Here is a 16,218-nt window from a genome sequence, read left to right as displayed (position 1 = left end):
CTCCCTTTTAGTTTTAAAAGTAATCAGATGAAAGATAAATTGTTTGTGTTGGATGCTTTCCAAGATACACAAGTCCATTTCTTCCATCAATGCTTATAAAATCTCCCTTTTTGATTATCTTTTTCCCGATCCTGCATTTTTTCTCGTTTTGATAAACAATCATTCTTGAAAAACCAACAACACAGGTTTTACCAAGTTTTGTAGCAATTATGGAGGCATGGGATGTAGAGCCGCCTTTTGCTGTAAGTATTCCATCTGCTGAAGCGATATGAACAATATCATCAGGAACAGTATCTGCTCTAACAAGAATAACAGAGGCAAGCGGATCTTTTTCTTTAAACTCCTTTATGTCATCAATATCAAAAACAATTCTACCAGAAAGAGCTCCACCACTTACACCTATACCTGTTCCGAGTTTGCTTTCCGTCAAAGATTCTCCTGGAATGAATACGGTCATAAGCTGTCTTTTAGCATAACTCATCTCTCTTGTCTGAAGAATGTATAAATCATTTTTGCCCCTTCCCTCAAAGGTAAACTCAATTTCCTGATGATCCCATCTTTCTTTGTAAATCAACTTTTCAGCAATTTCAAGCAGAGATTCGTAAATTTCAGGGAAAGCCTCTTCAAGCGATTTTTCACTCTCTCTTCCTTCAATAATTTTCTGCTCCACTGAAACAGGATAAGTTTTTACCAGTCCAGAAACAATGTCTTCACCCTGAGCTCCTGGAGTATAATCCCCCCACAATACGAGCGTATCTGTGGATTCTTTAGGATTTCTTGTAAACAGAACACCGGAGCCAGAATTTGTATCAAGATTTCCAAATACCATCTTCTGAACAATGGCAGCTGTGCCCCAGTCTTCAGAAATTCCGAGAATTTCTCTGTAAGCCCTTGCCTTACCTGAATACCATGAATTAAAAACCTGTGAGATTGCTATCTCCAGTTGCCTCCATGGATCTTCCTCTATGTAGATACCTTTTGATAGAATAAACTCTTTATATGCCATTGCTACTTCTTTCATCTGTAAAGGTGTGAACTGAATTTTAAGTTCTGCTTTGTATCTTTTCTTAAAATCATTGATAATATTGTCAAAATCATCTCTATCAACTCCAAAGGACATTCCCCAGCACTGTAGAAATCTTCTGTAACTGTCCCATACAAACCAGGGCTTGCCTGTTTGTTTTATAAGTCCTTCTATGATTTTTTCATTTATTCCAACATTTAAAAAAGAATTCATCATGCCAGGCATTGATAAAGCGCCACCACTTCTTACAGAAACCAGTAAAGGATTTGTTACATCTCCAAAGGTTTTTTTTGTAATTGATTCAAGTCTTTTCATGGCTGAATGAATCTCTCTGCTTAAATGTTCTTTAACTGCTTCAAAATTGTTTATTGCTTCTCTGCAGCGGAAAACCTCTGTTGTCAGAATAAATCCTGGAGGGACAGGTATCCCTTTATTTGTAAGCCTTATTAAATTGTGTCCTTTATTCCCAAGATGAATTCTGTCATTAATTTCTTCTCTGGGATGATAGATATCGCACAGAATTTTCTTTGGGTCATAGGTCATTAAAAGGTCAAGGTCTCTGTAAGTTAACTTTTCTGCCTGATTATAAGAAGCCTTAATAATTCTACTGATTAGTCTGTCAAGCTGGCTTAATCCAGGATATTGAATAACCATTTCTCTTAAAAATCTTTCTGATTGGGCATTGACAACTTCAAAGTCTTTCAGTTCTGTACCTTCAATATTATTTGAAAACTTCATTATTATCTTTTTTAGCCATTTTTTATAAGGTGCTGTGCAGTATGTATTTACAATATCACTTACAGATTCTGCAAGATTTCTGAAGATATCCATGTACTGTGAGAATGTAAATCTTCTTATCTCCAGAGCAACAGAAAGCATTGAGAGAGTATTAATGTATTTTTGGGAGGAAATTCCATTGAGTTCAAGAATCCTACCAAAAAGTTTAAGATACTTCTCTATTCTGAAAAGAGTTGCCCGTGTAATAAAACTCAGGTCTATGGATTGTTCAATTTCATCAAGAAGACTGTTAAGCAAACTTTCAAGTCTCAGAAAAACAGAAAGAGCATTAAATTTTCTCTCACTGTATCTTCCTGATACAGAGGGAATTCCAGCAACAATATGTCTTTTATGTGTTATATCCTCAAAAGCCTCATATTTTTCCTGTGAAAGTATAATTTTTTTGAGACTCTCAAGATATGTTACAAGGGATTCAACCTTTCTGGATAAAGAACTATCTCTCAAAACATCAATTAAAAAACTTGCATCTGGCAAACCATGATAAAAAGCCTCTTTTAAAAAACTTTCAATTTCAACAATTTCTGTTTTGTATTTTGCATGAAGTAGTTGATACAGCCTTATTGTTAACATCGCTTTGTTTTTAACAATCTCACTTCCAGGAAAGGATTCAACCTTACTTACAAGCACATCTAATGGAGTGGCAAGAACTCTCACTAAGGAGGAATCCTGTAAAAGCCTTTGAAATAAGTATTGAAGCTCTTTCAGATGTTGCTCAATTAAATCAAAATCTTTCAAGATTTCTTCAGAAAGATAAGGCTCCAGAATTTTTCTATCACCAGTAATCCAGAATTGTATTGTTTTCTCCACTAAATCAAGCAAAATGGGACTGCTTTCTACATGAATCTGTTTTCTTATAAAATGCATAAGAGGATCTTTTCTCTTAAAGATTTCATCAACCTGAGTAGAAACTGTTCTTAATTGACCTTCTGCATTTATTTCATTAAAGTAAACAGGAATTTTTCTGAGAAGCGGTTTAACAAGATAAAATACCTGAGAAATATCTGAATTAAGAAGCTTTGTTATATCTCTCTGAAAAAGATCAGTATCTTTTATATGAATACCACCAAAAAATAGATAAATACTGAGTGCTGCAATAAGCTCTTTTGACTCTGAAGGATTTTGGGAAATCAAATCAAAATATAACCTGAGGTTACTTACATGGTATTGATTAACATTTATAGTGTAATCTCTATAGAATCCTTTAAACTGAGGGGCATGAAAACCCAGCAAAATTAAATCTTCTATATAGGAGTTTAAAATTTCAGGTATTTTCAATTTATAAACAGCACTGCCAATTTCCTCAAGACAAAACATTACCGCTGCAGGCAGGATATAGAAAAACTTATCAAATTTAGAAAAAACAGCATCTAAAAGATGAATGAATTTTTTAACATCAATATTTTTGAACTGCAATAAAAAATTCCTTACAGCACGCCCGAGTTCGCGTAAAGAAAACTCATGAAGCTCTTCTAAATCTTCTGTATCCAGTATCCAGAAATAGTAGTAAACCATAACTTGCAGATTAATCCATGAATCAGTAGAATCGGAGAAATTTTTTGGTAACTCTCTCAATTTATTGAAAAATTCTGTATCTGAAGGAATACCAAGCAGGCTACTAAGGTCATTGGTTTTTGAAATTTCATGAACCATTATTTTTACTTCATTGAATAAAGATTCATAAGCATGCTTTATGAAGCTCATTCCCTGTGGAAAGAATTTTTTAAAATATTCATCAACTCGTGGGATTGAAAGAAAGGACGAATAAAATATGTAGAGATATTTCTTATAAAGAGCTGTAAAGGAATTTATCAGTTGAGACTCTTTAATGCCTTTTTTTAAAATTTCTCTTCCTATGTTTTTTAGAACTCCAAGCTGAGCAATGTAGCGGTCAAGAGGGATTGTATAGAAATATTCAAAAACCTCTGAAACAGTGTTTATATAGAAATAGTTTTCAGCAGCATCACCTTCTTCAAAAAGCTTGAGAATAATTTTTAAAATAGTCTTTAAAAATGCGTTCTTTTGCTCACTCTGCTGAAAGCCTTCAATGAGATAGTGAATTAAGGCAGAGGTTGCCTCATGTCCATGAGTATCTTTAAGATAGTAACTTGCATATTTTATATAATGGCTTTCTATTTCCTGAGCTATCTCTGAAGTATAAGGAGAATATTTCAGTTTTTCAACCAAGGCAATAGCATTTTTTAAGATTCCAGGATAAGAGGAAAAAATAGCAGTGATTTTATCAAAATCTTTTTCCACAATCAGCCTCATTTACATTTTAATTATATCAAAATTTTATAGTAATCAGAAGCACTCCTGTGTTAAAATTAATAAAGACTTTACATAAAGATGAGCAATAACCTTTTTTATGAAATTCGTGAAGAGTGCGGAATTTTTGGTATCTTCGGTCATCCTGAAGCTGCCAATCTTACCTATTTGGGACTTTATGCTCTTCAGCATCGCGGACAGGAAGGTGCTGGAATTTGCTCATCCGATGGAACAAAACTTTATCTTGAAAAATCCCTTGGACTTGTTGCTGAAATATTCAATGAAAAAGTTTTAAGAAATCTACCAGGACACATTGCAATCGGACATAATAGATATTCAACAACAGGTTCAAGCACCATAGAAAATGTTCAACCACTTATGGCTACCTACTCTCTTGGAAGCATTGCAATTGCCCATAATGGAAATCTCGTGGACATAGATAAATTGAAAAGCAGACTTGAAAAAGATGGAGCAATATTTCAAACAACCTCGGATAGTGAAATAATTTTGCATCTTATTGCAAGAGCCAGGGATGGTGAGATACACGAAAGAATTGCAAATGCAGTAAGACAGGTAAGAGGTGCTTTTTCATTGCTTTTGATGAATGAAACAGAATTAATGGCTATCAGGGATCCTTATGGAATTAGACCATTGTCACTGGGACAGCTGAGAGATGCCTATGTAATAGCTTCTGAGACATGTGCTTTTGATTTAATTGGGGCAACGTATATAAGAGACATTGAACCGGGAGAAATGCTGATAATAAGTGAAGAAGGAGTAAAATCCTTAAAAATATTTAATTCTGCTCCAAAAGCTCATTGTGTATTTGAATTTATTTATTTTGCAAGACCTGATAGTTATATATTTGACCATATCTGTGTAAATACAATAAGAAAAGAGCTCGGCAGACAGCTTGCAAGAGAACATCCTATTAAAGCAGATATAGTTATTCCTGTTCCAGACTCAGGAGTTCCTGCTGCACTGGGATATGCTGAGCAAAGCGGAATTCCCTTTGAATTTGGCTTGATCAGAAATCACTATGTGGGAAGAACATTTATAGAGCCAAAACAGAGCATCCGACATTTTGGTGTTAAAATAAAGCTTAATCCAGTAAGAGAAGTTTTACAGGGGAAAAAAGTTGTTGTAATTGATGACTCAATTGTAAGAGGTACCACTTCAAAAAAAATTGTAAAAATGATAAGGGAGGTTGGTGGAGCAAAGGAAGTTCATATGAGAATAAGTTCACCGCCAACAATAGGACCATGCTTTTATGGAATTGATACACCAACAAGGCAGGAATTAATTGCTTCTTCCCATAAAATTGAGGAAATAAGAAAATACATAACAGCAGACTCACTTGGGTATTTAAGCATTGAAGGATTGAAAAAGATTATTCCCAATTCAGAGCTTTACTGTATGGCATGTTTTAATTGTAAATATCCCATTGAGTTTGAATCCAGAAAAGTAAGCCAGATGGAGCTTTTTTCATGAATACACAGCCTCTTATAAACATTTACAGAATAAATCTTAAAATCAAAAAAGATGAGAGAGTTCTTATCTTTACTGACACTATAAGAGAAGATGAAGTTATTCCAGAAAATGAAAAGGCAAGAAGAAATGCTTTAGTCGCTGTTGCAAAAAATCTTGAAGAAATTGGTAAAACTTTTTGTAAAGAAGTTCTTTATGCAGAATATCCAGCACTGGGAGTTCATGGTATGGAGCCACCAGAAAAAATATGGAGACTTGCTTTTGGAGAGAAAGCAATAGATAATCTTAAAAAGATGAGTTTATTTGAGAAACTCCTTAAGAAAGATATTTCCAGAAAAGAACTAAGTGAGATTAAAAAAATACTCAAAGAGCATTGCAGAGTTGTCAATGCAGTGATTGCTCTTTCCAATTTTTCAACGAGTCACACAAACTTCAGAGACTTGCTTACAAAAGTTTGTGGTGCAAGATATGCAAGCATGCCACTTTTTGATGTTTCAATGCTTGATGGAGCTATGTGCACTGACTGGATAAAACTCAATAAAAGAGGGCGTGCAATAAAGAAAATTCTTGACAGCATTTCAAAACTCCATGTAGAAACACCAAATGGAACAGAAGTTGCATTATTTAAAGGAAAAAGAAAAGTTTATATTGATTCAGGAATTTTAAGCAGAAAAGGTTCCTTTGGAAATTTACCTGCTGGAGAAGTGTTTTTTGCTCCTCTGGAAGGTTTAACAGAAGGAAGAGTTGTCATAGAATGGGCACCTACGAGAAAGCTTAATTCACCTTTGATTTTAAATGTTAAGCACGGTAAAGTTACATCCATAGAAGGGAATGAGCCTTACAGGAGAGAACTTGAAGAAAAATTAAATAAAACAGATGAAAATAAAAATATAGCAGAGCTTGGCATAGGCATTAATGATAAAGCGACTAAGCCTGACAACATTCTTGAGTCAGAAAAAATTCTTGGTACGATACATATTGCTCTGGGTGATAATTCATCCTTTGGTGGCAAGATAAGAACACCATTTCATCAGGATTTTATATTTTTCAACCCCACTTTATATGGCATTAATGAGAAGGGAGAAAAAATAAAAATTCTTGAACAGGGCAAACTTCTGGTATAATATATTTTTATGAAAGCGATTGTTGAAATAGAGTTTAAAGATTTGCCTGTAGAAAAAATTCAGAAAATACTTATTGAGATTCTGCATGCATTAAAGGTTTCTGAATATGTTGAAGACAGTAAATTCCAAATTTTTACGCCTGATGGAGTGGTTACTGAAAAGTGTATCCTTGAGGCTAATAAAGTAGTTGCCTGAAGAAGAAATCCTCTGCTGTAAGCAGAGAAAATTTAAATGAAAATAATCTCTCAGAATAAAAAAGCATACGCTGATTACAATATTGAAGAGACACTTGAAGCTGGAATTGTTCTTACAGGAACTGAAGTAAAGTCTTTAAGGGAAGGCAAAGCTAATTTAAAAGACAGTTATGTAATAATTAAGGATGGAGAAGCTTTACTTCTTAACTGTCACATTAGTCCTTACAGTCACGGAAATATTTATAATCATGACCCATTGAGAACGAGGAAATTACTGCTTCACAAAAAAGAGATTGAAAGACTTAGAGGCAAGATACAGCAACAGGGTTATACTCTTATACCATTAAAGCTATACTTTAAAGGTCCTTATGTGAAAGTTGAGATCGCTCTTGCAAGGGGTAGAAAGAAGTATGAAAAAAGAGATATAATTAAAAAGAAAGAAGCTCAAAGAGAGATTGAGCGTGCCCTTAAGAATAAATGATCTTTAACAAGGGGGCGAAAGGACTCGACGGAGGTAGTGAGGGCTAAGCTGCATGCCGTGGTTCCCATCACCACGTAAAACAGGTGGGGAAAACACAACTGCCAACTCAGAATTGGCACTCGCTGCTTAATTAAAAGCAGCCGTCTTCCTGAGTTCTGCTCTGAGGCTTGGGAAAGGCGTCATACATCAGAGCTACTCTTAAGCATTGAACCCGATGCTTAAGAGGAATTCTCAGGGTTGTAGGAACTTGGAAAGCCTGTGGAAGGGCGAGCTAAGTTCCGAAACTTAAAACTTCCACTAAGCATGTAGAAGCTTAGAAGTAGCACCTTCGGACGCGGGTTCGATTCCCGCCGCCTCCACCAAAAAATCCTGCCCATTTATAAAGAGGTATTTTTCAAAACCTTTTAAATTTATTGACGATAGAAACTAACGCAATTTCAACAACCTTCATTTTTAAAATTTGACATATTTTCAGAAAATATGTATAAAATATAGAAAAATCAGGGGGAAATAAATGGAGACAATAATTGTTGGAGAAAGAGGGCAGGTTACAATTCCAAAATCCCTGAGAAAAAAATACAACATAAAAGCAAAACAGCCAGTTATCATTGAGGACAGAGATGGAGAAATAGTAATAAAACCTGTAATTGTCATTCCTAAAAAAGAACTTGAAAAGTATGCAAGAGAGTTTTCTGATGAGGTTTTAGAACAAATAATCAAGGAAAATAAACTCACTCCAGAGGAGGAACAAAAAATAATGAACAAATGGAATAAAAATGCATAAAGTTTTCATTGACAGCAATATTCTACTTGCTGCCATATTTACAGAGCTTAAAGGTTCGTATCCTTCTTTAATTATAAATTTTGGAAACTCAAAATTTTTTGAACTGTATATCTCCAATCTTGTAGAGATAGAGGTTAGAAAGAATTTATTAATAAAAAAACCTGAAAAATTGCCTCTGTTGGAAGAAGTCTTGAAATATTTTCATAAATTAAGAGATATCTATGTACCATTAAACGAAATACAAAACTTACCTGAAGCTGATAAAATTATTTTGTCAACTGCAATATATAACAAAATGGATTTTTTTATAACAGGCAATACCAAAGATTTTAAACACTTATATGGCAAGAAAATTATTAAAACAATGATATTAAAGCCAAAAGAATTTTTTGAGATAAATATTTAGTTTTTTTCAATTCTATCCGGAGTCTATCCGAGCTAAAAATTAAGTCTAATAAAATCAATAAGTTAGACATTATTGAGGAGGGTTCGATTCCCGCCGCCTCCACCAAAAATCCTTATATTTTTACAACGGTTATCAGGGCATTTGATGGATTCTCTCACTGTTTCCAATAAACCATGTCATAAAGCAGAGTTCTATAGGACGGTAGCCTATCTGCTTAGCAAGGATTTCAACTTTTTTTATGAATTCCATATCATCATAGACAGGTAAATCTCCTGCTTTAATGAGAATCTCATTTATCACTTTTTTAACAATTTTATCAGGCATTACTGTATCAATGCCTGCCATCATCCTTAAATATTGATAGGTAATCAGTCCAACACCTTTGATTCTTCCGATTGGATCTTTTTTCCAGTCATCAAGAGATGAGGTTTCTGCCCAGAGTCTTAGCGATTTTCTATCATTAGGAGAAAGCTTTGAAAGGTATTTTGCTATCTCCTTTGCCACATTCCATGCTCTTAAGTTTTTCCATATATGGAAAGCCTCTTTAAACTCAAAATGAGCAAGACAAGAAAGCGTGCTTACTTTTCCTGTTTTTACAAATTCAGATTCAAAGGTTTTAACCTTGGGCACCACAACCTGAAAGTAGTTGACTCCAACAGATGTGAATGCTACATCAAGAATCATTAAGGCAACATTTCCACTCCATCGCTGAGAATTTAAACAGCGATCACAAAGGGTTTTTAATCCTTGAAAATTTTTTATCTGTGAGTTGATTAACTCATGTAATGACATTCTATATTATAACCTGAAGTTAAAATATCCAAATTGTGATATAATTGCAGTATTGTGGAGGTAAAACTCAGGCTATGATACCTTTATTTCATGTAGTTATAATGAATCTTATACAAAGGAAATTTATTTTGATTTTTTTTCTTCTTATGGGTGTTCTTGCTTTCGGAACAGCAGGATACATGATTATTGAAGATATGAAGTTTATTGATGCAGTTTATATGACTGTAATTACTCTTGCAACAGTGGGATTTAAAGAAGTTAAAGAGCTTGATGAGCCTGGTAAAATCTTTACAATCATTCTTATATTGAGTGGTTTCGGAGTCTTTACTTATACTCTTACCACAGGAGCTAAAATAATAATTGAAGGAGAAATAAAGGAGGTTTTCAAAAAAAGAAAAATGAGAAAAAAAATTGAGGGGTTGGCACAACACTATATTGTATGTGGATATGGAAGAATGGGAAGTATTATAGTTAAAGAACTTAAAGCTAACAATATGCCTGTTGTGGTTATTGAAAAAAATAAAAATAATCTCCCTGAAGATGAAGAGTTTGTATATGTTGAGGGTGATGCCACTCATGATGATGTTTTAAAATCTGCAGGTATAGAAAAAGCTAAGGGGCTTATTACAGTATTGCCATCAGATGCGGAAAATCTTTATGTAGTTTTAAGTGCAAGGGAACTAAATCCTCAGCTATTCATAGTAGCAAGGGCAGTTGATAAGGAGGCAGAACCTAAACTTAAGAGAGCTGGAGCAAACAAAGTAGTATCTCCATATTTTATAGGTGGACTTAGAATTGCACATACAGTTTTAAGACCTACTGTAGTAGATTTTCTTGAATTTGCAACCCGTTCTGAACACATTGAAATTCAAATAGAGGAGATAGAAGTTTCCCCAAGCTCAAGTCTTGTTGGAAAAACAATTGCGCAGAGCGGTATAGGAAGGGACATTGGAGTAATCATAGTTGGAATAAAAAGAGCAGATGGAAGAATGAAATTCAATCCCACATCGCAAACTATGATTAAAGAAGGAGATACATTGATTGTAATAGGACAGATTGATAAACTCTCTTTGCTTGAAAAACTTGCTAAGGGATGAGAGTTTCAAGTAGTCTAAGAGTTTTTTCTGTAGCACCTGATTTACTTAAGAAAAGCTGATAGGCTTTACTTCCTGTTATTTGTCTGAGTTCTGAATTTTCTGCTAATTCTTTCAAAATTTCTGGCAAAGAAGCTTTATCAATCATTATGCATGCTTTGTGTTTTAAAAATTCTTCTATAAACGGAAAATTATGCATATAGGGACCCGAGATTATGGGTTTCCTCCAGTAAGCTGGCTCCAGTGGATTTTGTCCTCCATGTGGAATAAAGCTTCCTCCTATAATCGCAATATCACAGATGCGGTAAAGGCTACCAAGTATTCCCATCTGGTCAACAAGAACAACATATGCTGAAGGGTGAAGACTGAAAGCAGAATTCATTTTAGTTAATTTTGAAAAAGAGATTTCTCTATTTGATTCAGCAATTTTTCTCTTTATAAGATTTTCAACTTCTTCAAATCTTTCTGGATGTCTTGGTGCAATCATCAGCGTGCCAGTCATATTAAGTTTGAGGAAAGCATCTAAAATAATCTCCTCTTCTGGTTCATGGGTGCTTCCTGCAAGGATAACAGGTTGTGTAATAGCATTTTCCCAGGGAAAGTGAATTTCTCTTAACTCAATGTCAAACTTCATATTTCCAGTAACATGGATTTTTTGTTTCTCTGCGCCAAGATATAAAAATTTTTCTTTATATTGCTCTTCCTGAACACACAGTAGACTAAATCTTTTAAGTAAAGGCTTAATGAAAAACTTGATCTTGCTGTAACCTTTAAAGGATTTATTACTCATCCTTCCATTTACGAGGATTACAGCCATTTTTTTTGAAGCGATTCTTATCAAATTAGGCCAGAGCTCTGTTTCAGTGAGAATCAATGCAACAGGTTTAAAATGTTTTAAAGTTTTATTAATTGCAAAGGGTATATCAAAAGGGATATAAATGACTTTCACATTGTAGTTCCTAAATCTCTCTTTAGCTATCTTCTGTCCAGTGTCAGTGATGGTGCTTAGAACTATCTCATATTTACTGGAAAGCTCTTTAATCATCCTTGATACAGCCACTACCTCTCCCACTGAGACAGCATGAATCCATATTTTACAGCAGCATGTTTCAGTCTGACTATTTTTTTTAAAAAAGCCAAATTTTTCTCTTATCCATCTTTTTCTTAACGAAGCAGGTCTTTTAAAGTATTCAAAGGGAAGCAGAAATATTAGAACGATTAAATATAAAAAGCTATAAATTAAAAAAGTCGCTTGCATATCTCTGCAACTTCCTGAGAAGCTTTTTCCCCCACGAAATATTCTCTTATACTGTCAAGGAAGTTAATAATTTTTTCCCTGTAATCATTATCATAAACTAAAAGATTAACCTGTTCTGCGATTTTTTTCAAATCAAGTTTCTGAATAAATTCAGGCACTCTAACATCGCCCAGATTCATGAAATCAGCAATTACATTGGGCAAACTAATGTGTTTTACACCTTTAATAATGGCTTTGCCAATAATGTAGGATAAAGGATTTAACCTGTAAACAACAACCATGGGAGTTTTAAGCAAAGTTGCCTGAAGTGTGGATGTGCCTGATGTAATTACTGCAACATCGCTCATTGCCAGTGCAGTAAAGGCTTTTTCTTTCAAAATCGTTACATTTCCTAAAGATGTGATATTCTTAAGAATGCTTTCGCTGAATTCAATATTTGGTGCTTTTGGAATTATGAAATGATAGGAAGGAAAAATTTTTATCAATTCTAACATTAAAGGCATCTTTCTTTTTATTTCAGAAGGTCTGCTGCCAGGCATTAATGTGATCACTGTATCCTGATTAATTCTGTATTTTTCTCTTAAAAATCTTTTATAGTTTGTAGATTCCTCACCTGGCAATTCCTCTATCATGGCTTCAAACATGGGATGACCAACAAATTTCACAGGAACACCTGCTTTTTTGTATATTTCTTCTTCAAAGGGTAAAACAACAGCCATAAAATCAACAACTTTCTTGATGATATTTATTCTTTTCTGTCTCCATGCCCAGATCTGAGGACTTACATAATAAAGAACCTTTTTCCCCATTTCCTTAGCTTTCTTTGCAAGAGCGAGATTAAAATCAGGAAAATCAATTAGTATAACTCCCTGAACTTCCTTCAGAGATTTTGTGGCTGATTTCATATTTTTTCTTAATTTTTTTATCTGCCCGACTACTTCAAAGCCACCAAAAGAATGGGTAATCTCTCCGATAAGCTTGATTCCTGACTGAGCCATGTATTTACCGCCTATTCCGATAAGTTCAAAATCTTCTTTCAGATATGAAGCAAGAAGAGAGCCGTAAAGCTCTCCTGATGATTCACCTGCAACTATCAGGAGTTTCTTAGACATCTTATTATAATCTGTGATATTTCATAAACTTCCTCATCGGCAAGTTCAGGATACATGGGCAAAGAGAGAATCTCTTCTGCTACAGACTCTGCAACAGGAAAATCTCCTTTCTTATAGCCAAGAAAACTGACAGCTTTCTGTAAATGCATTGGTTGAGGATAGTAAACAACAGAGGGAATTCCATGATTTGATAGAGTTTCTTTTATTTTCTCTCTTTTTGAAGAGCGAATACTATAAAGATGATATACATGATAGGTATTATTCTTTTCCCTTGGAGTTATTACAGCATCACTTAAAAGTTTGGTGTAAAGAGATGCTTTTTTTCTTCTTTGCTCGTTATATTCTTCTATATGTTTCATTTTAATTCTTAAAATTCCTGCTTGAATTTCATCAAGCCTTGAATTGAACCCAATAGTTTCATGGAGATATCTTCCTCTTGAACCATGATTTCTGAGTATCCTTATTCTTTCTGCAACTTTTAAATCATTTGTAACAACAATTCCACCATCACCAAAACATCCAAGATTTTTGCTTGGATAAAAACTAAAACAACCAGCATCACCAAAACTTCCTACCTTTTTATTGCCAATTCTTGCACCAAAAGCCTGTGCAGCATCTTCAATTACTTTTAAGTTATATCTTCTGGCAATTTCATTTATTTTTATCATATCTGCTGGAGCACCGAATATATGAACTGGAATAATTGCCTTTGTTTTTGGAGTAATCTTTTCTTCAATTTTTTCAGGGTCAATATTGTAAGTATCCTCTTCAATGTCAACAAAAACAGGCTTTGCTCCCACATAAAGAATTGCTTCAACTGTGGCAAAAAAAGTAAAAGGAGTTGTTATTACTTCATCAGCATACCCTATGTCTAAAGCTTTAAGAGCAAGATGAAGGGCATCTGTGCCTGAGGCAACTCCAATTGCATCTGCTACATCAAGATATGATTTAACTTCTTCTTCAAAGGCTTTTACATTTTTACCAAGTATATAATGGGAACTTTCAAGGATTTCATTTATGCATGTGATGACCTCATCCTTGATATTTTTGTATTGTTTTTGCAAGTCAACAAATGGTCTCATTCTGTTTCCCTTCGTTTATTTTATCTATTATTCTCAGCACTTCAATTATTTCCTGCGGAGATGGTGCCTGTTGAGAAAGCTTTTTCTGTTTTACTGAGTTTAAAAAATCTCTTATTTCCTCATACAGAGGCTGACTCTCTATATTCTGTACAGGAATTTCATTAATCTTGCCATTTTCATCCACTTCTTTTAATTTTTTATTCATCAGATCAGCATAAACTATACTTTTTTGCTGCACTACTGATATTTCTCTGCAAAACTCAGAGGAAACTCTACTTGCTGTAAGATGTGCTTTAATAATTCCTTTCCCTGTTTTAAACTCCATCCAGGCAGAGGCATAATCAATTCTTGAAGTTATAATACTTTGTGTGAAGACTTTTAGATTCCTTAATTCAAAATCTCCAGATTTTTTAAGCATCATCCATATTAAATCAAGGTCATGTATCATAAGATCATAAGTAACATCTGTATCAGTTGCCCTTCCAAGAAAAGGCGATACTCTTTTTGTTTGAATAAAAAGAGGCTCTTTCAAATACTCAAAAAGAGCTTTTACTACAGGATTGTATCTTTCTATCAATCCAGCCTGAATTATTACATTTCTTTTTTTTGCCTCATCAAGAAGTATTTCAGCAAAGGCATGTCTTTCAGTTAAAGGCTTTTCTATAAAAATTGCTTTGCTATGTTTTATTAAATCCATTCCAATATCAAAATGGGTAATTGTTGGAGTTACAACAAAAAAAACAGGAGTAAATTTCAATAACTCTGCATAATCAACATAATATTTTAATTTATACTGTCTTGCAACTTCTTTAGCTTTTTCTATATCTTTATCCACAATGCCAACAATCTCCACATCAGGCATCTGAGTAAGCATTTTTATATGTCTTTGTCCAAAATATCCAGCACCTATCACCGCCACTTTAAGTTTCATTCAGGATTTTTTCCACCTCCTGTTTTGCTTTTTTAAAACCATACTGTTTCAAAATTGACACAATTTCTTTTGAAGCAATTTTTCTAAAAATTTCCTGCCTTCTTTTAGTTTCAGGGATTTTCTTCTGAATTTCTATTCTAAGCTTTTTAAGATATTTCAAATACGATGCAAATTCTTTGCCATATGATTTTGAAATTTCATTCTTGAGGAGTTTACTTAATGCGGGAAATTCAGTGGAAATAGCTATGGTTAAATCTGCATTATGAAAAACTGCAGGAACATTATACAACAAACCGCTAATTTCTAAGCCAGGTAAAGCAGTTACACAGTTTATCAAAAATTTAGCATTCTTTGCTATCTCAGCATTAAGTTTCTCATCTGATGTAGCTGCCACAACTAAAAATGCATCTTTAATGTCTTCTTTACTGAATTGCTTTTTTATATATTCTATTTGGCCTTTTTCAATGATTCTTCGGATGTTTTCGTTAATTTCAGGACTTATTAATGTTATCTTAGCACCATATTGAAGCAGTGTCTTTATCTTTCTTTCAGCAACTCTACCACCACCTACTACAACGCACTTTTTACCTTTTATATTAATAAAAGCAGGGAAAAGCTTAGCCATTTATTGAATTTTAAATCCTTCTGCTTTTTTTGTGAAATGACTGTCTGGAAATTTTTCCTTTAAAAGCTGGATATATTGTTTTGCCAGGTCTATCATATTAAGATTTTTATATGAATCTGCAAGCAAGTAAAGAGTTTCATCAAGATTTTTAAAATCTGGATAGTTTTTCACAATTCCCTCAAATCTTCCAATAGCAGCTTTATAAGAGCCTTTTTTGTAATAAAATTTGCCAATTAAAAGCTCTCCCTCTGCAATAATGTTTCTGCATTTCTGAATTCTCAAAGGAAGAATTTCTCCATACGGATGTCTTGGATACATCTTTTCAAGCTTTAAAAATTCATTCAGTGCTTTTTGGGCTGTCCCCGCTCCTCTTTCAGGACTTTCTATCTGTCTGAAATATGCCATTGCAATGCTGTATTGGGCATAAGGAGCATAGGTAGATTCAGGGTAAAGCTCCAGAAATCTTCTGTATTCAGTAATTGCAAGCTCAGGTTCGTCTTCTTTTAAATAGGAATCTGCTATCTTAAGCTGAGCAACTGGAGCATACTCCTTTGCTGATTCTCTGTTTTTTATTTCAAGAAGAAGTTTTCTTGCTTCTTCATACTCTTTTTTGCTTATAAGTTCATCTGCTTTTTTAAGATACACTACAGGATCAAACTCTTCTTTTTTAACAGCTTCTTTTCCTCCGCAACTCACAACTAAAGAAAAGACAAAAATTAAAATAAACAATTTAATGAGTGTTTTCATTGGAATACCTCTT

The 16,218-nt window shown here is 33.9% G+C and carries 15 protein-coding genes and 1 other RNA gene; 8 read left to right on the top strand and 8 right to left on the bottom strand.

Features of this window, described 5'->3' with window-relative positions; translation table 11 throughout:
* Positions 1-13 precede the first annotated feature (13 nt).
* Positions 14-4,090 carry a PEP/pyruvate-binding domain-containing protein gene (locus ACYQ3X_RS06430; RefSeq protein WP_460180982.1) on the bottom strand — a complete coding sequence of 1,359 codons (4,077 nt, stop codon included), beginning with the start codon at positions 4,088-4,090 and terminating at the stop codon, positions 14-16.
* Between the two features lie 78 nt (positions 4,091-4,168).
* On the opposite strand from ACYQ3X_RS06430, the gene purF reads away from it, so the two are divergent.
* The 7 genes from purF (at position 4,169) to ACYQ3X_RS06395 (ending at position 8,564) form a co-directional block, all read left to right on the top strand.
* Entirely contained in the window at positions 4,169-5,578 is a 1,410-nt protein-coding gene (gene purF, locus ACYQ3X_RS06425) for an amidophosphoribosyltransferase (protein ID WP_460180981.1), read from the top strand.
* A complete protein-coding gene (locus tag ACYQ3X_RS06420; RefSeq protein ID WP_460180980.1) occupies positions 5,575-6,699 on the top strand; it encodes an aminopeptidase in 1,125 nt (374 codons plus the stop codon). Before purF ends, ACYQ3X_RS06420 begins: the two co-directional genes overlap by 4 nt.
* Positions 6,700-6,708: 9 nt before the next feature.
* Positions 6,709-6,894 (top strand): hypothetical protein, encoded by a 186-nt coding sequence (locus tag ACYQ3X_RS06415; RefSeq protein ID WP_460180979.1) that lies wholly within the window; start codon positions 6,709-6,711, stop codon positions 6,892-6,894.
* Between the two features lie 36 nt (positions 6,895-6,930).
* Entirely contained in the window at positions 6,931-7,374 is a 444-nt protein-coding gene (gene smpB / locus ACYQ3X_RS06410; RefSeq protein ID WP_460180978.1) for an SsrA-binding protein SmpB, read from the top strand.
* A 10-nt stretch (positions 7,375-7,384) separates the two neighbouring features.
* Positions 7,385-7,736, top strand: a transfer-messenger RNA (tmRNA) gene (gene ssrA / locus ACYQ3X_RS06405).
* A gap of 152 nt (positions 7,737-7,888) precedes the next feature.
* Positions 7,889-8,158 (top strand): AbrB/MazE/SpoVT family DNA-binding domain-containing protein, encoded by a 270-nt coding sequence (locus ACYQ3X_RS06400; protein ID WP_460180977.1) that lies wholly within the window; start codon positions 7,889-7,891, stop codon positions 8,156-8,158.
* The gene (locus ACYQ3X_RS06395; RefSeq protein WP_460180976.1) at positions 8,151-8,564 is read left to right on the top strand and encodes a PIN domain-containing protein; all 414 of its coding nucleotides are present in this window, start codon (positions 8,151-8,153) and stop codon (positions 8,562-8,564) included. The genes ACYQ3X_RS06400 and ACYQ3X_RS06395 overlap by 8 nt, the downstream gene beginning before the upstream one ends.
* Before the next feature lie 132 nt (positions 8,565-8,696).
* On the opposite strand, the gene ACYQ3X_RS06390 is transcribed toward ACYQ3X_RS06395, so the two are convergent.
* Entirely contained in the window at positions 8,697-9,248 is a 552-nt protein-coding gene (locus ACYQ3X_RS06390) for a hypothetical protein (RefSeq protein WP_460180975.1), read from the bottom strand.
* Positions 9,249-9,430: 182 nt separating this feature from the next.
* Between ACYQ3X_RS06390 and ACYQ3X_RS06385 the strand changes: the two genes are divergently transcribed.
* Positions 9,431-10,453 carry a potassium channel family protein gene (locus tag ACYQ3X_RS06385; RefSeq protein WP_460180974.1) on the top strand — a complete coding sequence of 341 codons (1,023 nt, stop codon included), beginning with the start codon at positions 9,431-9,433 and terminating at the stop codon, positions 10,451-10,453.
* On the opposite strand, the gene ACYQ3X_RS06380 is transcribed toward ACYQ3X_RS06385, so the two are convergent.
* The 6 genes from ACYQ3X_RS06380 to ACYQ3X_RS06355 are packed head-to-tail and all read right to left on the bottom strand — an operon-like array spanning position 10,443 to position 16,205.
* Positions 10,443-11,708 carry a 3-deoxy-D-manno-octulosonic acid transferase gene (locus ACYQ3X_RS06380; RefSeq protein WP_460180973.1) on the bottom strand — a complete coding sequence of 422 codons (1,266 nt, stop codon included), beginning with the start codon at positions 11,706-11,708 and terminating at the stop codon, positions 10,443-10,445. The two genes, ACYQ3X_RS06385 and ACYQ3X_RS06380, sit on opposite strands and share 11 nt — an antisense overlap.
* On the bottom strand, positions 11,690-12,820 hold the full coding sequence (lpxB, locus tag ACYQ3X_RS06375) for a lipid-A-disaccharide synthase (protein WP_460180972.1): 1,131 nt from the start codon (positions 12,818-12,820) through the stop codon (positions 11,690-11,692). Before lpxB ends, ACYQ3X_RS06380 begins: the two co-directional genes overlap by 19 nt.
* Positions 12,802-13,902 (bottom strand): DegT/DnrJ/EryC1/StrS family aminotransferase, encoded by a 1,101-nt coding sequence (locus ACYQ3X_RS06370; RefSeq protein WP_460180971.1) that lies wholly within the window; start codon positions 13,900-13,902, stop codon positions 12,802-12,804. The genes lpxB and ACYQ3X_RS06370 overlap by 19 nt, the downstream gene beginning before the upstream one ends.
* Positions 13,886-14,833, bottom strand: coding sequence for a Gfo/Idh/MocA family protein (locus tag ACYQ3X_RS06365; protein ID WP_460180970.1), 948 nt, complete (start codon positions 14,831-14,833; stop codon positions 13,886-13,888). The genes ACYQ3X_RS06370 and ACYQ3X_RS06365 overlap by 17 nt, the downstream gene beginning before the upstream one ends.
* Positions 14,823-15,458, bottom strand: a complete 636-nt coding sequence (locus ACYQ3X_RS06360; protein WP_460180969.1) for a precorrin-2 dehydrogenase/sirohydrochlorin ferrochelatase family protein — start codon at positions 15,456-15,458, stop codon at positions 14,823-14,825. Before ACYQ3X_RS06360 ends, ACYQ3X_RS06365 begins: the two co-directional genes overlap by 11 nt.
* On the bottom strand, positions 15,459-16,205 hold the full coding sequence (locus ACYQ3X_RS06355; RefSeq protein ID WP_460180968.1) for an outer membrane protein assembly factor BamD: 747 nt from the start codon (positions 16,203-16,205) through the stop codon (positions 15,459-15,461).
* Between the last annotated feature and the right edge of the window lie 13 nt (positions 16,206-16,218).

It is taken from the genome of Thermodesulfovibrio sp. TK110 (assembly GCF_054658355.1).
Note: the sequence above shows the minus strand (reverse complement) of the source record. Positions and strands in the feature narration are given on the sequence as shown.